Origin of the sequence: Paenibacillus sp. PvR133, from assembly GCF_017833155.1 — a bacterium.
Taxonomy (GTDB): domain Bacteria; phylum Bacillota; class Bacilli; order Paenibacillales; family Paenibacillaceae; genus Paenibacillus; species Paenibacillus polymyxa_B.
The window spans coordinates 5,959,840-5,979,355 of the sequence record NZ_JAFIBS010000001.1 but is presented as its reverse complement, the minus strand read 5'-3'; the positions used below and the strand labels follow the sequence as shown (position 1 = coordinate 5,979,355).

Sequence of the window (19,516 nt, the reverse complement as noted above, 5' to 3'; positions counted from 1 at the left end):
GAGGATGACGATTATTGTCTACGCGCACGCGTGCATGGCTACAAGCTGCTCATGTGCAACGACTGTTTTGTCTATCACGAGGGGAATGCGAGCTTCTCACGCTCGGAAACTTCCTGGATGGAAGAGCTGATCGAGCGGAACTATCGTTTGTTTATAGAGAAATGGAGTATAGATCCCAGAATGTTCATCGAAACTGGAAACGCTGGGGTTGTATGCACTGAACATGCTGTCGAAGGAGGAAGGAAGATATGAAAGGGGTTATTCTCGCAGGAGGAACCGGATCGCGCCTTCATCCGTTGACTACATTACTCAACAAGCATCTGCTTCCGGTCGGCAAGTATCCCATGATCGTATATGGTATCGAGAGGCTGCGACAGGCGGGGATCACCGATATGCTTATTATTATTGGTAAACAATCGGCCGGACTGTATACCGATTTTTTGGGCAGTGGCAGCGATTATGGTGTCCAACTGACATACCGGATTCAAGAAAAGGCGGGCGGCATTGCGGAAGCACTCGAACTGGCAAGAAGCTATATGCAGGCAGAAGAGAAATTCACTGTTTTGTTAGGTGATAATTTGTTCAAGGAAGACTTGGGACCTGTGATCGAACGGTTCAAGCAACAGCCCCCGGGGAGCGCCAGAGTGTTGTTGAAAAAGGTGGCAGATGCTCGTCGTTACGGGGTACCCGTATTTGATCCTGAGCGCCCGGAGAGCATTACGCGGATTGAAGAAAAGCCGCAGCATCCCCAATCCAAATATTGCGTTACGGGTATCTATATGTACGATACTGCCGTGTTCGATAAGATCCGGCAAATTACACCTTCGGCACGCGGTGAGCTTGAAATCACGGATGTTAACAACTGTTATGCCGCTGAAGGCAGGCTGGAATATGATATTTTACGGCGCTATTGGAGCGACGCAGGAACCTTCGATTCCCTTCAGGAAGCTGGAGTGAAAATGAAAGGACTTCTACCCTAATTTCAATGAAACACCATCCGGCCGGGCCAGGCATATAGTATAGGCATAATGCCACCCGGAGGAGTGAACGGCATGAAACGCCTGAATATGCAAAGGAAACACAGCAAGCGGCTCGGAAAGAAAGGCTATTGGTCAGGATATAAAAGGGGTCAGGAGCAAGGCAACAGGTTGGGCCAGGCTTCGTTCGGCAAGGTTTTTGAAGGCGTCAGTATTATCATTCCGTCCTGCAATCAGCTTCAACAGCTCCGTGCATGCATTCACCGTATTGAGGAGAATACGAGCCATCCTCACGAAATTATTGTGGTGGACTGCGGCTCGACGGACGGGACATCCACCTATTTGCTCCGTAAAAGCATCGCTGTGCGTTATGCACTGCTAAAAAAGGATGTTCAAATGATAGGTAGCCTGAATCAGGGGCTGATGATGGCAAAAGGCACAACTATTGTGGTACTGGATCAAAACTCCATGGTGACCCCCGGCTGGTTGGATCGGTTGTTAGCGTGTTTATACAGCGATCCGCGTATCGGTGTTGTTGGGCCTGTAACGAATGGTCCATTCAAAGAACAGCAGATTGAGGTTCCTTATATGAACGAAAATGGAGCACGTCAATTTGCCATGACCTACAATATGCCCAACCCGGATGCATGGCGAGAGACCGAAAGCTTAGCCGGATTTTGTTTATTGCTGCGCAGAGAGACACTGGAAAAAACGGGCTACTGGGACGAAGGCTGCCACAGTACTCAGGAAGCCCATGCAGATTGGCTACTGCGTGTGCGTTTGTTGGGGATACGTATGGCAATTGCTGGAGATGCTTTTATCCATTATGAGGAAAGAGATCGGGATACGGTGTATGCTTTTCCTCAAACGACCGAAAAAAGCGGTTCAATGGAGGAAAGCAGCCGGAACCGATCCTTTTTTGTACAAAAGTGGGGGGACGCGGATAAGCTGTTCCACAACCTGAAATTCAGTACAGCGGAGACGGACGGCCAGATATCAACAGGTAAGGAAACACACGTATCAGCGGCAAGCTTTTATCCCATCGGAGCGGTTGTTCAGGGACCGTCTGGAGCAGTATTTCGGTTAGAGCCGGGAAGAAGGCGGTATCTGCATGGAGTCAGTGCTGCGGGAGGTGAAAATGTGCGCCCTGTTAGAGTGTCTCAGCTGGATTTGTTGGTGCTTCCCTTGGTAGGGAAGCCGGAGGCCACAGTTTCCGGCAGCATTGATGCACCTGTAGCTGAGCCGCCAGAGGAACCCATTCCTGTACTGGCGGCTCCCGATCTGGAGAACATGTCCATGCTGCCCACACTGAATATACCGGCTCAACGCAAGCGATGGATCGAGGTATTGTATGCTGAGGGCGGGCAACTGTATCAAATCGGTAACGGCTGGAAAAGGCCGTTCCTTACCCTGTACGCTGCGATGAGCTGGCGGGCAGAGGACTACCGAATTCAGTTTTTGTCTCCCGGAGATTTGTCGGCTTTGGTGGAGAAGCAGCCTATTATTGCTCCACCAGTGCTGCACGGGCATCTGTAATGATCTGAATAGGCGCTTTTAGGCGGAACCGACTACTCGCTGCGGCATACGCTGTAGTAGCGGAAAGCCCGTAGGTAATTCGTGCGTTCCGCACGGCGGAGCACATAAAGGAGGGGCTTATGCATAACGAGTTAGATGATTTGCTGATCCACATTTCGCACTCGCAGCAGCAGATGTCAAGGTTGTTGGATGCGGAACGTCAGGTGGTTGTGCGCATGGCGCAGATCATACATGAACTGCCAGATGAGGAGCCGCGTTTTGATGGAATTCCGGGCATTCTCGACAGCTCGGGACAAGTAAACAAAAGCATTGTGGCCTATCTGAACGGTATTGCCGATCTTCAGGAAGCAATGGCTGAAATGCTCGTTCGTGTCGTGAAGGAAACGGCATACCCGGAAGAGGAGTAACGTAACAACCGAGGGCAGGGAGTGAACACATGAGTAGGGAACAAGCAATGATTCACATGCTGGACGCAGCCTCCAAAATGCAGCGGAATGTGTCTATGATTCTGGAGGCCAAGGCGGTCGAAGCAGAAAAAGTGCGTAATTGGGCGCTGAACCATCTGGCGCCCCACGCCTTTGAAACCGATGAAGAACAGCTGGGACGACCTTTGGAGATTCACGAGCAAATGGTGGAAATGCTGGAGGGATTAACGCGGCTTCAGACTGGACTTTGCAGCAATCTCAAAGCATTGCTGGATCAGGATGAGCAGCAGGGTGGCGGCATGGAAGGGATGATGGGAGGAATGGGCTCGGGGGATATGAACTAATGAGCATGAGGCGTGAACGTGAGATCAAGCTGGATATGATGGAGTCTATTGCTGCCAGCCAGCACGCCGTTGCTCGGATGCTGACCAGTCTTGCGGACTTGACGCCCCATGCGGATATGTCGGCTACCCGTCTGGAAGAAACCATTCGTATACTCAGCAACTACCAGGGAGAAATCACGCAAATGTTGGCGGGTATTTCATTAAGACGACAGGTATATGGGAAACCGACTAAACCGTGGCTCCATGTGCCTGTTCAGAAAAATGAAACCACCACGAGAAAGCAAAGGAGGAATGAAAATGAGTACAAGGTGGGAACGCGCCACTCGGGACAAAGCCCGCAAAAGACGTAAAGATGCCCGGCGTTCCAGCATACGGAGATTAAAACGGAGAAGAAGACGTCTCCTTGCTCTAAGACGCCGTAAAAGAGGACTTCATTCTGCACGTAGAAGACATCCTCTTTTGCGGCGGCGGAAAAAACCTCAAGCTAACCCGGCGGCAGCCCCTTCTGCGGAAAATCCACAGCCCGGGACTGTTGTATTGGAGCATGATCCGCAGGCATTTCAGCAGGGATATGATGCAGCTTACAACGAGGGTTTCAATTCAGGCTTTGCCAAAGGTTATGAAGATGGACACCAGCTCGCTTACAAAGCTCAGTAAACTGTGCAAATCATCTATTACTGTTCTCCCCCGAAGCTAACAGCTTTGGGGTTATTTGCGGTTCGGCAGTTGGACGGGCAAACGCCAATTTTGTCCGGGCAGTGGCAGTCGTCCATGATGCGTTTGACCCCTCCGCATATAGTTTAGGAGTGACAGAAGTTTATCCCACAACAGGACAGGGTGAAGGATGTGAACGATCAACAAAGCGGAAATGAACGCGAAGCGTACCGATGCGGCTATCGGGAAGGACGCAGAATGGGCGGTTGCACGGCTGCTCTGTCACAGGTCGTGGCAATACAGCCTGCTGTTCGTCATTTGAAAGTGTTATATATTCCGCAAGGTTTCGCAGCTATAGACACAGGTGTGCAAGAGGCATTAGGTCAAATATGCAGCTCATGCGCCATCGGTACGCCTGCTACGATGCTAGCTGACGCCGAGGCTCAACGTCCAGACCTCGTGCTGGTCATGAACGGGCTGCATGTTTTTCCGGCGGATCATCTGGAGCAGGTACAGCAAATACGAGCCCTAGGCATTCGGACGGCCATATGGTTTGTAGATGATCCTTACTTTACGGAGGATACGGCGTTGATCTGTCAATCCTACGATGTCGTATTTACGCACGAAATTTCTTGCCTGCCGTTTTATCGCGATCAGGGAGTAACGAGGGTTCACTATTTGCCGCTGGCTGCGTCAACTCGTATCTTTTATCCCCGGAGGGTAGAGCGGGAACATCAGCATGATATTTGCTTCATTGGAAATGCCTTCTGGAACCGTGTGAAGCTGTTCGACTACCTTGCTCCCTTCTTGGCGGACAAAAGAGTGCTGATCGTAGGTGGGCACTGGGATCGGCTGACCCGGCGGGATGTGCTGGAACGCTTTATCCGTCCAGGTTTTATGGAGCCGGAAGAGACCGCTCAATATTATAACGGCTCCAAAATTGTCATCAATATGCACCGCCCGACAGACCCCGGACTGGATAATCGGAATACACACCAGCTTTCAGCGGAGTCCATCAATCCTCGGACATACGAAATTTCTGCTTGCGGCACGCTTCAAATGACGGATATTCGGAAGGATTTGAGCCGTTATTACCGACCAGGCTATGACATTGAAACCTTCTCTGGAGCAGAGGAACTGAAAGTGAAGCTGGACTACTATCTCAAGCATGACTGGGAACGCGAACGCATGGCCTGGCGCGCATTGCACACGACTATGCAAAAGCATATGTACTCCAATCGCATGGAAGAACTGCTGGACAAGGCGATGGCCTAAAGTAAACACCATAAACAGTGAGGAGTGAAAGTGATGACGATATCTACGACAGGACCGTATGACCCGGCTGTTCACCAGACGGCGGCAGCCTCCTGGGAAAGGGGGAGAATTGCGGGAGTGCATGACGGATACGACGAAGGATATCTGCGCGGACGTGCTAACGCAATTGTTGGGCGGATGAAAGCAGTTTTCCCTTTTCGACAAATCCATGTACTGTATGTCGTCTCCGGCAAAGGCCTTCCGTATTCTCCGCTGGATGAGGCGGTCATTACCACGTTGCAAAGCATGACGGCTCAGGTTACCGTAACAGACCCACGTCAGCCGGTAGGAGATATTGCCGCTCAGCTCCGTCCGAATCTGATGCTGGCACTGGATGGAATGGATCTTCCGTTGGAGCAGGTTACTGCGGTACGCCAGTTGGGCATCCCCACCGCAATCTGGCTAACGGACGATCCGTATTACACCGACACGACGACCAAAATCGTTACGAATTATGATTATGTGTTCACGTTAGAAATGAACTGCCTGGAGCTGTACCGCCAGTTGGGTTGCACGTCTGTGCACTATTTGCCCTTTGGGGCATTTCTGACTCACTATTTCCCACTCAGCTCGCCCGCTTCGGTACGACGTGAGATTGGGTTTACAGGCTCAGCCTACTGGAACCGCATCTATTTCTTCAATCCGATTATGCCTCAGCTCATGGCCCGTAACATTAAAATCAACGGAATCTGGTGGGATCGTCTCCCGGATTATCAGTCGTATGGTGACAAAATTGAGCTGGGTCGCTGGATGTCTCCGGTCGAGACCAATGATTCGTATAACGGCAGCAAAATCGTAATTAATCTTCATCGTTCCCATCAGGATGATTCGGTGAACAACAACTCACTGAAAATTCCGGGGGCTTCGCCCAACCCGCGCACGTTTGAAATTTCTGCCAGTGGCACGTTGCAACTGACAGATACAAGAGATGATCTGGCTCGTTTTTACAAGCCGGGGGAAGAGATAGAGACCTACAGCTCTCAGCAGGAACTGCTGGAGAAGGTTGAGTTTTATTTAACGCATGAAAAAGAGCGCCATGAGATTGCCCTGCGTGCTCTGGAACGAACCCTGCGGGAGCACACCTATGGTCACCGGATTGACCAACTGTTGTCGGTCATATTTCCATAAGGTGATTCACACGTCCGATGGTTGCTATTTTAAAGGAGGTGAACTCCGATCAAGCCGAAAATGATGCTATTCAGCCATGTTAGCAACGTCCGCAGTATTACGGGGGCAGAGAAACTGTTATTGCAATTTTGTCTAGACATGCGTACGTACTTCGATTGTATTCTCGTAACGCCTGGTGAAGGGCGGCTGACCTCAATGGCCCGCAAGCGCGGAATCACCGTTCTGACACAGAACCTGTTCATGCTGCATGGCATGTATACCCCATATGAGGGATTGGCGCAGGATGCGGAGAATTTGCGGACCCATGTGGCGTATGCACCGTTGTTCCAGATGCTTCGGCATGCTCGACCTGATGTGGTGCTGGTCAATACCTGTGTGAACGTCATGCCTGCAATGGCTGCCCAAGAGCTTAATATTCCAGTGATCTGGAAAATAACCGAGGTCATTAACCAGAATGCGCATACGCCAGTTTCTGTTTCTATCATTGAGCGCTATAGCCAATGGGTCATCGGCATTTCGCAAGCTGTAATGCGTCCTTTGCATGGTGGGGGACTGACACGTCCGCATACGGTGTTGTCTCCCTGCCGGGATATGGATATGCCGTCTCCCAAAGAGCATGTGCTGGAACGGAGAAGGAAACGTGAAAAACTGGGGCTGCGGGATTTTCATATTTGCATTGGTTATATTTCTTCCTTTATCTACGAAGCCAAAGGGCTGTTACCTTTTGTCCAAATGGCTCTAAAGCTGTGCGAAACCAATTCGCGGTGTCGTTTCTGGATCATCGGCAGCTCGGTGGACTCGGAATATTACGTAAAATGTGTCTCTTTAATCCGCCAATCTCGTTATAGCCGCCGCTTCCAGTTCAATTCATTCGAGGAATCCGTGTCAACGGCCTATAGCGCAATGGATATTGTTGTGATCCCAAGTATGGTGGAGGAAGGCTTTGGCCTGACCGCTCTGGAAGGGCTAGTTTACGGTAAGCCCGTGGTAGCCTTTGCGCAGGGTGGACTTGTGGAATTGATGGAGGCGACCGGAAATACAGATTTTTTGGTAGAGCCGGGCAACAGCGACATGCTGGCACAAAAAGTGGGCTATCTGCTCGATCATCCCGAGGAAGTGGAACGGATTGGTGTGCGTAACAACAGTGCGGCTACACGTGTATACGGACCTGATTCCTACCGAAGCAGTCTGCACCTCATGGTCAGTCAATGGGTATGTCATCATCCGCATTGGTTCCCGTTGATTCAGCAGCCAGGTGGACCAGTATGGACGAGGGAAGGCGAAGGACTGCGTCAGGTCACTGCTATACCGGAGGGATATACCAGCACGATTCGAGAATTTCCCGAATCGGTGGTGTGTCAACTGCCTGTGCTGGGTCTGCCGCCAATCGAATATGCAGCCATTCAGGGCTTGCCACAACCACCATCCCCTTTACCTGAGTCACCGCCCGAATTGCTCCGCGGCAAGCGTAGTGTTCGGGCGAGATGGCCAAAGGGCCGCAAGCGTACCAGATTGCGGAATCGCAGGTATAAGAGAAGCGGCGGCAAGAGTCGCCTCAAGAAAATTCACGGGTCCCCGTTGTCGAAGGGACTTTATCCGAAAACCAAGTCCAGACAGAAGCTCAAGCGGAAATTCAAGCACCGGTCACGACGGCACAACGCGCACAAGCAGAAGCGAGTCACACTCAAGGCTGGACAGCATACAAAACAACGGTCCGGGTGAATCTACGCCGGACCGTTGAGATGAACGTTAAGCTGGAGCACAGCCAGTCTGCTGGATGGCTATCATTCATTGAACGCCACAATTCAATGAAACAACGACAGCAAAGGTGGGTTCCAAAACCATGAAAATATTGACCGTGCTCGGCACAAGACCGGAAATTATACGGCTCAGCCTGATCATTCCGAAGCTGGACCGCCATGCAGATGAACATGTGCTTGTGCATACGGGCCAAAATTACACCGAAAGCCTGAGCGGGCAGTTCTTTCGCGAGCTGGGACTGCGTGCCCCGGATTATGTACTTCAGGAGAAAGCGGGGACACTGGGCAAACAGTTGTCCGTCATGTACTCGCAGATGGAGGATATTTTAAACAAGGAACGCCCTGATCATGTGTTATTGCTCGGTGATACGAACAGCGCCTTATGTGCCTTGCTTGCGGAACGTATGGGTTACCCGGTCGTGCATATGGAGGCGGGGAACCGCTGTTATGATCTGGATGTGCCGGAGGAGAAGAATCGGCGTGTCATTGATGCAATATCTAGCATTAATATGCCTTATACGGAGCAAAGCAAGCAGCACCTACTACGTGAAGGCTTTCCAAGTCAACGAATTATACTGACTGGAAATCCGATCTACGAAGTGATGCAGCACTATAAGAAAGAGGTATCGGACAGTGGAATTTTGAAAAAGTTGGGACTGTCGCCGGGAGAATATTTCCTGGTCACTGCTCACAGAGCTGAAAATGTCGACCATCCACCGCATTTGCTGGCTATTTTAGATGGTCTTAACCGGGTAGCCCAGCAGTTCGGGCAGCGGGTCATTTGCAGTATTCATCCCCGCACTGCCGCCCGAATCGCAAGCCATCCGCCGATTCAGCTTGACCCGCTAGTGGAATTTCACGAACCGTTCGGTTTTTTTGACTTCGTTCTGCTGGAGCGGCATGCCCGCTGCGCTTTGACGGACAGTGGTACCGTACAGGAAGAATGCTGTGTCATGGGGGTACCGACGGTTACGATGCGCCGGACGACCGAACGGCCGGAAACAGTAGATTGCGGCAGCAATATCGTGTCTGGTCTTGATGGCGAGGTTATAGCAAACGCGGTAGCCATAATGACCGGGATGACCCATAAGTGGCAATGTCCTGCGGGCTATCTGGCGGAAGATGTGTCGGATAAGGTAGTTAAATTTCTGCTTGGAGGGAAACGGCATGTTTGAAAACCAACGTATCTTGGTTACCGGCGGTACCGGCTCCTGGGGGCATGAGCTGGTTGCCCAGTTACTGCCGCGTAACCCCAAAGAGGTCATTATCTTTTCACGTGGAGAATCCAGTCAGGTTGCCATGAACAGGCAGTTTGAGGATGAACGACTCAGCTTCTGTATTGGAGATATTCGGGATAAGGATGCGCTGACTACCGCTTGTCAAGGAGTGGACTATGTATTTCATTTGGCAGCGCTCAAGCACGTTCCCGTCTGTGAGGATCAGCCCTATGAGGCACTCAAAACCAATGTCGTAGGCACCCAAAACGTGATCGAGGCCGCTGTTGCCAATCAGGTAAAGAAAGTCATTTATATATCGACTGACAAGGCCGCAAATCCGTCTAATTTTTACGGCATGACGAAGGCGATTGGAGAAAAACTGATTGTTTACGCCAATCTGCTGAATAGCGATACACGTTTCGTGACGGTGCGCGGCGGTAATGTTTTGGGCACAAACGGAAGCGTGGTGCATCTGTTCCAAAGCCAGATTCGCCAAAAGGGCAAGGTTTCGATCACAGACATGAACATGACCCGCTTCTTCCTGACCTTGCGTGATGCGATCAGTCTCCTGTTCAAAGCCTCGGTGGAAAGTGTCGGCGGGGAAATTTTTATTATGACCATGCCAACCTGCCGTATTGTGGACTTGGCTGAGGTGCTCATTGAGGATTCAGGTGTGGAAAACGTAGAAATTGTAGAAAAAGGTGTGCGTCCCGGCGAGAAAATTCATGAAATTCTGATGAGTGACTTTGAAAGCCTGACGACGGTAGTCTATGACGAGCAATATTTGGTTATTCTCCCAACGCTGAATATTCCTCAATTAAAGGACCGCTATACTCAGTGCCCTCCGGTGTCGTTCAGCAGCTTTAGCTCGGAGTTCAATTTGATGTCCAAAGAGGAGATTCGCAGCATTCTCCAAAGCGGGGGGTTCATCAAATGAAGCTGCTTATTTTGGGTGGTAACGGCATGGCGGGCCATGTTCTGGTGAAGTATTTCCAAAACCAGAGCGGGTATAACGTGTTTTACACCACCCGTGATCCCGAAAATAAAGGCGGTCTGCTGCTGGATGTAAAGGACAGCTTTATGGTGGAGCAGCTGGTACGGAGTGTACGGCCAGACGTTATTATTAACGCGGTAGGCGTACTGAATCAGCATGCCGGGGAGAATCAGATCGCAGCATACCAAATCAATGGATTGCTGCCACATCTTCTCCGGCGAACAGCGGACAGTATCGGTGCCCGACTGATTCATATCAGCACGGATTGCGTATTCGAGGGAAATCGGGTACCAGGTTTATATAAAGAGACGGATCAACCCGATGGGACAAGTGCCTATGCTTTGACGAAAATACTCGGAGAAGTAAAGGCAGCAGGACATTTGACTATCCGTACCTCCATTATCGGGCCGGAAATTCGGCCGGGAGGCATTGGTCTGCTGCACTGGTTCTTGCAGCAGAGCGGAGACGTTAACGGGTATCGCCGGGTCTTTTGGAACGGGGTTACGACGCTGGAATTAGCGAAGGCGATACAGGTGCAGATGAATGAGCCGCTGGACGGACTCATTCATCTGGTTCACCCTGAACCGATCAGCAAGCATGATTTGCTGCTGCTGTTCAAAGACATCTGGAATAGGGAGGATATTTGGATCGTGCCGAAAGATGAGCCGGTGCAGGACCGGACGCTTCGTTCTACCCGGGCCGATCTGCACTACGATGTTCCTCACTACAGCATCATGCTGAAGGAGCTGCTGGAATGGACGGAAGCACAGCGGAACAACGTCGGCCTGTCATAGTCATTACTGGAGCGGCGGGCTATACCGGGATGCATGCCTGTCGCCATTTTGCAAAGCTCGGCTGGGAGGTAGCGGCGCTGACTCGCACTGCCGCTTCCGTCCCAGAACTGATCTTACTGGCTCGCGATGATGAAAATAACAGTCCAGAGGCGGAGACCCGTAACTGTATTACGCCTTATGTGTGTGATTTGCTCGACAAGAAACGTCTGGGCGAAGTCATTAGACAGATTGCTCCGGATTATGTGCTTCACCTGGGTGGTAAAAATTCCGTCCCTGAATCTTGGCAGAGTCCCCTGCTATACATGGAATCCAATGTACTGTCCACCCTGTATCTGCTCGATGTACTGCGACCTTTCCCCAAAGCTAGAATTGTCGTGGCGGGCTCTCGGCTAAAGACGGCTTTGCAGGCTCCGTATCATCCAACACATCCATACAGCCTTAGCAAAAGCCTTCAAGAGGCAGTCGCGCTCTCGTGGGGCGCGCTGTTCGAACAATCCGTTATGCTGGCAGAGCCTTGCAACTTGATCGGTCCGGGTCCATCTACCGGATTTTGTGCATTACTCGCGGGGTATATCGTTCAGACGGAACGTCTGCAGGGGCAGTCCGTAACTGAAACTGCCCCGTTCCGGGTATCTTCCCGACATGCGCAACGTGATTTCCTCGACGTTCGTGATGCCGTTCGCGCATACGGTGTGCTATTGGAACAGGGGGTGCCAGGCCAAGTTTACTCGGTCTGCACAGGCCGCATTGTGGAACTGGGCAATATCGTGGAACGTATGGTTGCGCTGGCCAAAACATCTATCCCCATACAATGGGGGGATGTGGAAGAGTCAGCATCCACCGAGGCATATCGTGCGAAAGAGCTGGAGGATATGGGCTGGAAGCCGACCATACAGCTGGGGCAATCTCTGGAGGATATGATTCAATACCGCCGAGCTGGAAAGGAAGGAACGATATGAGACCAAAAGTAACAATCGTCATTCCCTTTTATAACTGTGCCTATGTGGATCAGGCTTTGCAAAGTGCACTAGAGCAAACTTATGGGCCCCTCGAGATTATTGTCGTCGATGACGGGTCCACGGAACATGTTGATATGCTTCAGGCCTATCTTCCGTATATACATTATTTGGGCAAATCCAACGGTGGAACAGCCAGCGCCCTGAATCATGGTATCCGACATGCCAGCGGGGAATATATTGCGTGGCTCAGCTCCGACGATACCTATCATAGGGACAAAATTAATAATCAGGTTTCTTTTATGGTGGAAAACGGTGCGTACATCTCCCACACCAATTTCAATTTCATCAATCAATACAGCCAAGTCACAAGCTACCAGGCAGCCGCCGTGTTTCCGTCTATGACGGAGTTTTACCGTTTTTTTCAGCAAGGAAATCCGGTTAATGGATGCACGGTTATGTTTAAAAAGGAGCTGTTTGCACATATCGGTTTGTTTGATGAACTGCTACCGTACACACATGATCTGGATATGTGGTACCGAGTAATGATAGCGGGATATCCATTTCCTTTTCTGAACGAGTCCTTGGTTAACTACCGCTGGCATGATGAAATGGGAACCAAAAAACATTGGCCCGCTGTGGAGCGGGAGTACAACATAACCCAAGCGCGTTATCGAGATCGCTTCAGTCAGGTATTGAGCGGTTTATCCTCATGAAGCCGAAAGTCTGTCAGGGGGGGATTGATATGGTAGATACGGGGATTGTTATGCCACTGTACAAACAGGATATCGGCTATCTGCAAGCTGCGATCTCATCCGTACTAGCCCAGAGCTACAGGGCATTTCGCTTCATCATTGTTATTGACGGAGCGCCGGAAATGGTGGGGCCAGCGCTCCACGCAGCAATGGGAGACCCGCGCGTTCAGTTGGTTACACTCCCTCAGAACAAAGGAGTATCCCACGCCCTTAATCGGGGATTCGATGAGTTGTTTAAAGATCCTGCGATCAAGTATGTGACCTGGGTATCCAGCGACAATGTTTATAATTTTTCCTTTATTGAACGATTGCGGCAGGAGCTGGAGCAGGGACCGGACTCACTCGGCCTTGTGTTCTCTACTTTCCGCCAGGTTGACGCATGTGGGAACCCGTTGTATGACGAGCAGCATCAACAAGCTTTGATCCGGTACCAAGGTCAGCCGCATCATGAATTGCTGAATGCCAGCATTGTCGGGGTTTCATTTATGTACAAAAGCAAATATGCCCGTCAAATCGGCAGCTATCGGCTGCAACCAGTTGAGGATTATGATTACTGGCTGCGGCTGACCGAGACGTGCAGCATGAAATTCATCCCGGAGATCCTGATGGATTACCGGGTGAATTCCACATTTAGTGTATCGGCCGGCCTGCACAGCCAGAAGGAGCACCGACGCTGGCGGCACGCATTCCAAATCGCCAAGCATGAGGCGAGAGCACGTCGGGGCATCCCACTTGAAATGACGATTTTAATGCCTGTCACGGCTATGGCTCAAGCTGAACCATTGCTGGATAATCTGCTGGAGCAGCACTACAGCAATTGTGTGGTACGGTTGCTGGATTTAACGCCAGAACAGGGAGCCGCCGCTTTCCTGTCGATGATGCTCGATCCTCGGTTAATCGTAACGCCACGTCAGCATTATTCGGTCCAGGAAGCACTGGTTCAGGCTATTGGTGAAACAACAACCCGCTTTGTTGTATGCTTCGGTGTCAAACCATATATTGCCGTGACGGATTTGCTGTATCTGACGGATTTGTTGCGCCCATTACAGGATACACATGCCTTTTCCTACTATACAGATGACCACTCAACCATCGGCAGCGGCCGAGGGGTTCAGTCCGTACCGCCGGAATGGAATTACGTGTATTACACCCACAGATTGCATCAAGCACTGGAGCAGGGCAACTTTAAATAACAGGAGACAGCGCCGGGATTGTGGTCAGCTCCGACTGAAGAACACGATGCTCCTGTACAACATTACCAAACTGATCCAGTCCAAAGTTGGAAAGCACAACATTGGCAGGTGCAGCGGAGACTACGTTGTATTGTACCTCATAGGCAAGTACCCCTTGCACAAAGAAGGTACGTCGGGCAACAGAGTTTGCAGGCAAGTTAACCGATGACACGTATAAGGGGATCTTGGTATCCGGTACAAGCGAGAAAAAAATTTGGATGGTCACAGTTGCCGCATTTACTGTGTCCTCATTAACCAAATTCACAACAACATTGGAGCAGGCAGTACCAAAATCTCTAGTGTTGGTCATATATCCGGTTGTAAAAGCCAATCGAATCATCCTCTCAAAAAACAGAATATTGGAAAACCCCTGAAGGGATGCTTCTATACTATGAATCTATTGAAAAGAAAGCTTGTATGGTTGTCTGTAGACTGAGCTGAAAAAAGTACATTTTGATAGAAACACTTCAGGCATGTCCATTTATATAATGAAGGGAATGCTCACGATGCCCTTTAATTTTCAGGTAACACCCAGCGGTTTGCCCAAATTTGAGCCCAGTGTCGCCGTTAATTTGTTGAATCCGAATATCGTTGTAGCTGTCGCTGTTGACTTTAGTAGTGGGCCCCCACTCATTGGACTGTATCGTTCATTGGACGCTGGGGCGAACTGGACTGATTCTTTACTGCCGATTCCAACAGGATATACAGGGGCAGAAGCAGGAATGGTAGCCTATCTCTTCCCGAATATTTTCATCATATCCGCACATGTGTTTCCGGGAAATGAGAACGGGGCTGTCGTGATCTATCGCTCTACGGACGATGGGGCCACCTTTTCCCCCCCGGTGGTCATTAATCCGGGCTTTGGAGATTACATTAATAATGACTGGACTAATATTACGACTGATAATGCGGGGGCAAGTCCCTATCTCGGGCACGTCTATGTCACGTATAACCGCCAATATAATGTGGATTTTAATGCTCAATCTACGGCGTTCTACCAGCGTTCCACCGATGGAGGACTAACTTGGGATCGACCGTTATTGCTTTCGAATATCCAATCTTCCACAGAACGACCTGAGCCCGCGGTCGACAAATATGGAAGTGTCTATGTCAGTTGGATTCGTACGGGTCCGCAAACACCGGCTTTTTTTATTCGGCGCTCCTTTGATGGAGGAGCTACCTTTAGCGGGGATATACTGGTATCCAATATAACGCTTGTGCCCAATCCTTTGCCCGTTCCTGGTTATGACTTTCGGATATTAAATTTCCCCAGCTTGGCCGCGGACTGCTCGGGTGTGCCTTCCACAACAAATACGCTATATGCCGTTTGGCAGGATTTTGGTCAGGGATACAGCAATATTTTATTGTCCAAATCAAGCGATTTTGGCGGTACCTGGAGTGCTCCGATCATCGTGACGGACAGCCCGCCCGGCTCGCAAAATTTCTTTCCTGCGATTTCGGTGTCGCCTAAGACGGGATTGGTCGTTGTCGTGTACTATACCAATCGCCTGGACGGCTTTAATTTGGATGTGTTCACCGCCCAATCGTCAGATGGAGGCAACACCTTTACGAACAGTCGTCTCACAACGACCTCCTTTAACCCGAATGTTGGGGGCGGTGGAGAAGAATCGGAGTTGATCGGCGATTATATTGATGTAGCCATTGTGCCGCCGAACAGCTACCTTGCCGTCTGGACGGATACGCGCACAGGCAGTTTGACGATTTTTGCCGGTGTACCGGGAGGTGAAGCCTGATGCCGAACGTACAGCTCACGCCCAATGGAAGGCTGGCGCAGGAGCCGAGTGTAGCTTTCAACCTGCTTGACGGTACCATTGTGTCTGCGGCTATCGATTTTACGACAGGGCCGCCGTTGACAGCAGTATACCGTTCAGGTAACGGCGGTGTCTCCTTCACACAGCAGATTTTACCGCTGCCAGCCGGCTATGTAGGGGCGGAATCCCATAGCGTCAGCTACGGTTTTCCCAACTTGTTTGTCATAGCCTGTCACGTATTTACCGCAGACGGCTTGAGCGGTACTATCGCTACCTATGTATCCAGAGACAACGGTAATACATTTGATCCGCCCGTGATTGCCCAGCGGGGGTATGGGACATTTGTCAATAATGTTGAGGTCGGCGTGAAATTTGATACTTCTCAGGTCAGCTCCTATACCGGAAACATCTATTTATGTTATACGCATCAGTACAATCCTGACTTTTTTGGCGGATCAGTAATGTTTTTCCAGCGTTCGCAGGATGGAGGGATCACGTGGGATACACCCGTGGTGCTCACCGCTGGCTCCAATCAGATCACGCGGGGGGAAATCACCGTGAGCATTACTGGGGTGATTTATGTCGGGTACATTGTAACTAATCCGGTTAACCAATATCAGGTCATTGTGTCCTTCAATGGGGGGACAGCATTCAGTTCTTCGCTGCCTGTATCTTCTGTTGTCCCGGTTCCGAGTCCGTTGCCCGTGGCCGGGTTTGGCTTCAATGTGCTGCCGATGGCCAACATTGCGGTGGATCGCTCTACTAGCCCGAATCAGGGAACACTTTATGCGGTCTGGCAGGATAATCGGGCAGGGTATGCGGATGTGCTGCTCGCCCGTTCGGTGGATGGCGGATTAAGCTGGACTGCGCCGCAATCTGTGACAGGGGCTAGTGCAGGGGCACAGCATTTTTTCCCGGCTATTGATGTTTCACCTGTGACCGGTGTGATTAAGATCGTATATTATACCAATCAAATAACGACCTCTTTATTAGACGTATTTGTGGCCGAATCAACGAACGGAGGAAATACATTTACGAACCTCAGAATAACAGACAGCTCCTTTAATCCTAACGGGATTAGTCCGGTTCCAGTCGTTACGATCGGTAATTTTATTGATGTAACGATCGTGCCGAATAATGGATTTTTTGCGGTCTGGACAGATGCGTTATCGGGTTTCCAGCAAATTTACGGAAGTAACGGAATGTAGCTCAGCGTACGAGACAGAGGAGGTGAGGCTGTTTTGAAAATTTTGTTGGCTACGTACTGGCCGATTCCTCATTTGGGTGGCGTATGGCCCTTTATGCTGCAAATTAAACGGAGGCTGGAGCTACTGGGTCACACAGTAGACTTGATGGGGAACGGACCGGATACACCTAAATACCATATTGTTTTTGAAGATAGAGAGCTGCTGAAGGATCAACTGCTGCCCCTGCTGCATACGAAGTTGAATGAATCGGCTGTCCCTGTATTACATTTGGATTCATGGGTGCAGACGGTGGAAAAGGATCGATACTGTATGGAGCTGGCAGCGGCGTATTTCGGGGTTGAGCAGTATGATGTTATTCACACGCAAGATGTCATTGCGACGCGTGCTCTAAGTCGGGTCAAACGTAAGGACAGTGCGTTGGTAGCGAATATTCATGGCTCGCTGGCTCGTGAAGTCATGATGGCTCTGGAAAGGGATCATGAGGAGGGTTACCGAGAGACGTTGATGTGGAAATATTATTGGGCGCTGGAGCACTATGGCGCTCTATCCGCGGATATTACCATTACGTCTACAGAATGGATGAAACAGACGCTTGTGCGTGAGTTCGAAGTGCCTGAGCAGCAGATTGCTACTTTCCAATACGGATTGGATACCGAGCACTTCTGGGAAGTCCACGCCCGGGGAACGGACATAGTACGACCTGAGGGGAAAAAAGTTATGATTTGTCCTTCACGGCTGGTATATATCAAAGGGCTGCATTATTTAATGAGCGCTCTTGGTCTGCTGAAAGCAAGTCGTACGGATTGGGTTTGCTGGATTGTCGGGGAGGGAGATAAAAGGGAAGAGCTTCAAACACAGGCGAAGGAGCTAGGGCTGGCAGAAGACGTGGTTTTTCTGGGGCATCGTGAAGATGTACCTGCTCTTTTACAACTGGCGGACCTTTTTGTCCATCCGAGCATACAGGATAATCAGCCGTTTTCGGTCATGGAGGCGCAGATTATGGGGCTTCCGGCAGTGGTATCGGATGCGGGCGGACTGCCGGAAATGGTGAAGCATGAACACACCGGACTGGTCTCCCCGGTTGGCGATGTGGAGGCACTGGCAGCTCATTTGCAGCATTTGCTGGCTCAGGATGAAGTGCGGATAGCTATGGGGAAACATGCCAAAGCATGGGGGACCGCGCATTGGTCTCTGGATGTTATGATTGAGCGACTCGTGAATATTTATGGGCAAGCGCTGAATCAAGTACGTTGAGTACGTTGAGTACGTTGATTCAACAGTTAGGAGGCAGAGCATGACTTTTCCTGTCGTTGGAGACTTGTACAACCGTATTTTTGAAATCCAGCAGTCGCACCCGGATCTGAAGGTCGATTACGCAATATGGAACCGAATTAATACTTCGTTGCCGGAAGATTATAAGCTGCCAGACGCTGACATTTTGGAATGTCTGAAACAATCCGCACCATGAAGGCACAGACCCTATAAAAAGGCAGGTCGGGCTAAAAACTCCCACCTGCCTTTAGTTTATTTTTGCTCATTGTCCATCCAGTTTTTCGTCAATCTTCATAAACTGAGCCTCGAATTATGAGCGGCCCCGTAACAACAGCACGACGGTCAGCTGATTGTACGGTCAAGCAGTATACATAAGGCTCTGCCTGTTCTCCCGTTTCCTCATAGCTTAACTCTGCAAATCCCTCCTGATAACAGGAATCCTGCAACCAATCCAGCATAGGTCCCTGCTCATCATTGCGACGCAATCGAATGTCCAACTCCCCGATATCCCAGTTGAGCAGCGGATTTTCCCATGCCAAAGAGACTTCAATGACAATACGTCCTTCAGATTCACTTGCAGGAATGATTAATGTAGAGAGCACGCTCTCCTGTTCGGTGACCTGAAAAGGCAGTGCATATGTGTCTGGCTCAGCTTTGTTTTGAACTGAATATTTCAACATACCTTCTTCCTCCTCTGCCCGTTCATTAGGGTGTCACGGTAAAATGACTGGCTGTACGCTTAGCGACAATGTTCCCGTTTTCCAAAAATTCAGCCAGGATAAACAGCGTTTCCGGATTGTAAATACTCGTTACCACTCGCAGGTAAAAAGGATTTTGGGCGGTCTCCATATCCTTGAGTTCTAGCACGGAGCCAGCTTCGGGAGAAGGGTTCAATCGAAGGAGCTGCCGTCGGAAAACGCCACTGTCATTTCCCATTTCCAGCAACACATCGACGGCTCTCTTTTCACGATTGAAAAGGGTCACATGGCAGCTTTGTATGTGGGCGCTGTGGTAAGCGAGATGGTGATCGACGGTTAAAAGAAACACGGACATATGATGATGCCTCCTTGAATTCCGTTAGGTTACCAGCCTTAATATGATATGAAAAATAGCCGGGATTGGACTGGATAGTTGTACGCCTCTTTGACAAAAAGCGCATCGGTGTCCAACCCTTTTCG

23 protein-coding genes are annotated in these 19,516 nt (G+C 50.3%); 20 read left to right on the top strand and 3 right to left on the bottom strand.

The genetic code is table 11. The features are described 5' to 3' along the window. From JOE49_RS26200 to JOE49_RS26125, 16 genes are all read left to right on the top strand, one after another. Window positions 1–252: glycosyltransferase family 2 protein (locus JOE49_RS26200; protein ID WP_481856245.1), on the top strand; the 252-nt coding region annotated here is incomplete at its 5' end. Beyond that, window positions 249–980: a sugar phosphate nucleotidyltransferase gene (locus tag JOE49_RS26195; protein WP_023990113.1), complete on the top strand. Its 732-nt coding sequence runs from the start codon at window positions 249–251 to the stop codon at window positions 978–980. The genes JOE49_RS26200 and JOE49_RS26195, both read left to right, overlap by 4 nt. A 72-nt stretch (window positions 981–1,052) precedes the next feature. After that, a complete protein-coding gene (locus JOE49_RS26190; protein ID WP_023990112.1) occupies window positions 1,053–2,513 on the top strand; it encodes a glycosyltransferase family 2 protein in 1,461 nt (486 codons plus the stop codon). 119 nt (window positions 2,514–2,632) lie between these two features. Beyond that, on the top strand, window positions 2,633–2,920 hold the full coding sequence (locus JOE49_RS26185) for a hypothetical protein (RefSeq protein ID WP_013311765.1): 288 nt from the start codon (window positions 2,633–2,635) through the stop codon (window positions 2,918–2,920). 29 nt (window positions 2,921–2,949) lie between these two features. Beyond that, complete coding sequence (locus JOE49_RS26180) at window positions 2,950–3,282, top strand: alpha-helical endospore appendage domain-containing protein (RefSeq protein WP_023990111.1); 333 nt, start codon at window positions 2,950–2,952, stop codon at window positions 3,280–3,282. Next, window positions 3,282–3,632: a hypothetical protein gene (locus tag JOE49_RS26175; RefSeq protein WP_209943526.1), complete on the top strand. Its 351-nt coding sequence runs from the start codon at window positions 3,282–3,284 to the stop codon at window positions 3,630–3,632. The genes JOE49_RS26180 and JOE49_RS26175 overlap by 1 nt, the downstream gene beginning before the upstream one ends. Beyond that, window positions 3,580–3,939, top strand: coding sequence for a FliH/SctL family protein (locus JOE49_RS26170; RefSeq protein WP_209943524.1), 360 nt, complete (start codon window positions 3,580–3,582; stop codon window positions 3,937–3,939). The genes JOE49_RS26175 and JOE49_RS26170 overlap by 53 nt, the downstream gene beginning before the upstream one ends. Window positions 3,940–4,119: 180 nt before the next feature. Further along, window positions 4,120–5,211 carry a CgeB family protein gene (locus tag JOE49_RS26165; protein WP_069080654.1) on the top strand — a complete coding sequence of 364 codons (1,092 nt, stop codon included), beginning with the start codon at window positions 4,120–4,122 and terminating at the stop codon, window positions 5,209–5,211. 33 nt (window positions 5,212–5,244) lie between these two features. Beyond that, window positions 5,245–6,378: a CgeB family protein gene (locus JOE49_RS26160; protein WP_023990108.1), complete on the top strand. Its 1,134-nt coding sequence runs from the start codon at window positions 5,245–5,247 to the stop codon at window positions 6,376–6,378. Between the two features lie 60 nt (window positions 6,379–6,438). Beyond that, complete coding sequence (locus JOE49_RS26155) at window positions 6,439–8,100, top strand: glycosyltransferase (protein WP_028541473.1); 1,662 nt, start codon at window positions 6,439–6,441, stop codon at window positions 8,098–8,100. A gap of 121 nt (window positions 8,101–8,221) precedes the next feature. Beyond that, window positions 8,222–9,313 (top strand): non-hydrolyzing UDP-N-acetylglucosamine 2-epimerase, encoded by a 1,092-nt coding sequence (gene wecB / locus JOE49_RS26150; RefSeq protein ID WP_028541474.1) that lies wholly within the window; start codon window positions 8,222–8,224, stop codon window positions 9,311–9,313. Next, window positions 9,306–10,292: a polysaccharide biosynthesis protein gene (locus tag JOE49_RS26145; RefSeq protein WP_025722608.1), complete on the top strand. Its 987-nt coding sequence runs from the start codon at window positions 9,306–9,308 to the stop codon at window positions 10,290–10,292. Before wecB ends, JOE49_RS26145 begins: the two co-directional genes overlap by 8 nt. Next, complete coding sequence (locus JOE49_RS26140) at window positions 10,289–11,143, top strand: dTDP-4-dehydrorhamnose reductase family protein (protein ID WP_209943522.1); 855 nt, start codon at window positions 10,289–10,291, stop codon at window positions 11,141–11,143. Before JOE49_RS26145 ends, JOE49_RS26140 begins: the two co-directional genes overlap by 4 nt. Then, window positions 11,104–12,102: an NAD-dependent epimerase/dehydratase family protein gene (locus tag JOE49_RS26135; protein WP_160789582.1), complete on the top strand. Its 999-nt coding sequence runs from the start codon at window positions 11,104–11,106 to the stop codon at window positions 12,100–12,102. The genes JOE49_RS26140 and JOE49_RS26135 overlap by 40 nt, the downstream gene beginning before the upstream one ends. After that, the gene (locus JOE49_RS26130) at window positions 12,099–12,815 is read left to right on the top strand and encodes a glycosyltransferase (protein ID WP_028541477.1); all 717 of its coding nucleotides are present in this window, start codon (window positions 12,099–12,101) and stop codon (window positions 12,813–12,815) included. The genes JOE49_RS26135 and JOE49_RS26130 overlap by 4 nt, the downstream gene beginning before the upstream one ends. Window positions 12,816–12,844: 29 nt before the next feature. Beyond that, complete coding sequence (locus tag JOE49_RS26125) at window positions 12,845–14,047, top strand: glycosyltransferase family 2 protein (RefSeq protein ID WP_209943520.1); 1,203 nt, start codon at window positions 12,845–12,847, stop codon at window positions 14,045–14,047. On the opposite strand, the gene JOE49_RS26120 is transcribed toward JOE49_RS26125, so the two are convergent. After that, complete coding sequence (locus tag JOE49_RS26120; protein WP_235322319.1) at window positions 14,040–14,426, bottom strand: hypothetical protein; 387 nt, start codon at window positions 14,424–14,426, stop codon at window positions 14,040–14,042. The genes JOE49_RS26125 and JOE49_RS26120 overlap by 8 nt on opposite strands. 166 nt (window positions 14,427–14,592) lie before the next feature. Here JOE49_RS26120 and JOE49_RS26115 point away from each other — a divergent pair, with 166 nt between their 5' ends. From JOE49_RS26115 to JOE49_RS26100, 4 genes are read left to right on the top strand one after another with little or no spacing between them, the layout of a single operon-like run. Then, window positions 14,593–15,840, top strand: coding sequence for a sialidase family protein (locus tag JOE49_RS26115; protein ID WP_209943518.1), 1,248 nt, complete (start codon window positions 14,593–14,595; stop codon window positions 15,838–15,840). Beyond that, window positions 15,840–17,066: a sialidase family protein gene (locus JOE49_RS26110; protein ID WP_053326024.1), complete on the top strand. Its 1,227-nt coding sequence runs from the start codon at window positions 15,840–15,842 to the stop codon at window positions 17,064–17,066. Before JOE49_RS26115 ends, JOE49_RS26110 begins: the two co-directional genes overlap by 1 nt. A gap of 33 nt (window positions 17,067–17,099) precedes the next feature. Then, complete coding sequence (locus JOE49_RS26105) at window positions 17,100–18,320, top strand: glycosyltransferase family 4 protein (protein ID WP_075154695.1); 1,221 nt, start codon at window positions 17,100–17,102, stop codon at window positions 18,318–18,320. A gap of 40 nt (window positions 18,321–18,360) precedes the next feature. Next, window positions 18,361–18,534 carry a hypothetical protein gene (locus JOE49_RS26100; protein ID WP_023990097.1) on the top strand — a complete coding sequence of 58 codons (174 nt, stop codon included), beginning with the start codon at window positions 18,361–18,363 and terminating at the stop codon, window positions 18,532–18,534. A gap of 88 nt (window positions 18,535–18,622) precedes the next feature. Here the strand turns inward: JOE49_RS26100 and JOE49_RS26095 are convergent, their stop codons facing one another. Next, window positions 18,623–19,018, bottom strand: a complete 396-nt coding sequence (locus tag JOE49_RS26095) for a hypothetical protein (protein WP_023990096.1) — start codon at window positions 19,016–19,018, stop codon at window positions 18,623–18,625. Between the two features lie 25 nt (window positions 19,019–19,043). Further along, window positions 19,044–19,391, bottom strand: coding sequence for a hypothetical protein (locus JOE49_RS26090; RefSeq protein WP_023990095.1), 348 nt, complete (start codon window positions 19,389–19,391; stop codon window positions 19,044–19,046). Between the last annotated feature and the right edge of the window lie 125 nt (window positions 19,392–19,516).

Excerpts from the sequence above, each read along its gene's own strand:
- JOE49_RS26195 (WP_023990113.1), top strand. The coding sequence starts at position 249 with ATGAAAGGGGTTATTCTCGCAGGAGGAACCGGATCGCGCCTTCATCCG.
- JOE49_RS26190 (WP_023990112.1), top strand. The coding sequence starts at position 1,053 with ATGAAACGCCTGAATATGCAAAGGAAACACAGCAAGCGGCTCGGAAAG.
- JOE49_RS26185 (WP_013311765.1), top strand. The coding sequence starts at position 2,633 with ATGCATAACGAGTTAGATGATTTGCTGATCCACATTTCGCACTCGCAG.
- JOE49_RS26180 (WP_023990111.1), top strand. The coding sequence starts at position 2,950 with ATGAGTAGGGAACAAGCAATGATTCACATGCTGGACGCAGCCTCCAAA.
- JOE49_RS26175 (WP_209943526.1), top strand. The coding sequence starts at position 3,282 with ATGAGCATGAGGCGTGAACGTGAGATCAAGCTGGATATGATGGAGTCT.
- JOE49_RS26170 (WP_209943524.1), top strand. The coding sequence starts at position 3,580 with ATGAGTACAAGGTGGGAACGCGCCACTCGGGACAAAGCCCGCAAAAGA.
- JOE49_RS26160 (WP_023990108.1), top strand. The coding sequence starts at position 5,245 with ATGACGATATCTACGACAGGACCGTATGACCCGGCTGTTCACCAGACG.
- JOE49_RS26155 (WP_028541473.1), top strand. The coding sequence starts at position 6,439 with ATGATGCTATTCAGCCATGTTAGCAACGTCCGCAGTATTACGGGGGCA.
- wecB (WP_028541474.1), top strand. The coding sequence starts at position 8,222 with ATGAAAATATTGACCGTGCTCGGCACAAGACCGGAAATTATACGGCTC.
- JOE49_RS26145 (WP_025722608.1), top strand. The coding sequence starts at position 9,306 with ATGTTTGAAAACCAACGTATCTTGGTTACCGGCGGTACCGGCTCCTGG.
- JOE49_RS26140 (WP_209943522.1), top strand. The coding sequence starts at position 10,289 with ATGAAGCTGCTTATTTTGGGTGGTAACGGCATGGCGGGCCATGTTCTG.
- JOE49_RS26135 (WP_160789582.1), top strand. The coding sequence starts at position 11,104 with ATGGACGGAAGCACAGCGGAACAACGTCGGCCTGTCATAGTCATTACT.
- JOE49_RS26130 (WP_028541477.1), top strand. The coding sequence starts at position 12,099 with ATGAGACCAAAAGTAACAATCGTCATTCCCTTTTATAACTGTGCCTAT.
- JOE49_RS26125 (WP_209943520.1), top strand. The coding sequence starts at position 12,845 with ATGGTAGATACGGGGATTGTTATGCCACTGTACAAACAGGATATCGGC.
- JOE49_RS26120 (WP_235322319.1), bottom strand. The coding sequence starts at position 14,426 with ATGATTCGATTGGCTTTTACAACCGGATATATGACCAACACTAGAGAT.
- JOE49_RS26115 (WP_209943518.1), top strand. The coding sequence starts at position 14,593 with ATGCCCTTTAATTTTCAGGTAACACCCAGCGGTTTGCCCAAATTTGAG.
- JOE49_RS26110 (WP_053326024.1), top strand. The coding sequence starts at position 15,840 with ATGCCGAACGTACAGCTCACGCCCAATGGAAGGCTGGCGCAGGAGCCG.
- JOE49_RS26100 (WP_023990097.1), top strand. The coding sequence starts at position 18,361 with ATGACTTTTCCTGTCGTTGGAGACTTGTACAACCGTATTTTTGAAATC.
- JOE49_RS26095 (WP_023990096.1), bottom strand. The coding sequence starts at position 19,018 with ATGTTGAAATATTCAGTTCAAAACAAAGCTGAGCCAGACACATATGCA.
- JOE49_RS26090 (WP_023990095.1), bottom strand. The coding sequence starts at position 19,391 with ATGTCCGTGTTTCTTTTAACCGTCGATCACCATCTCGCTTACCACAGC.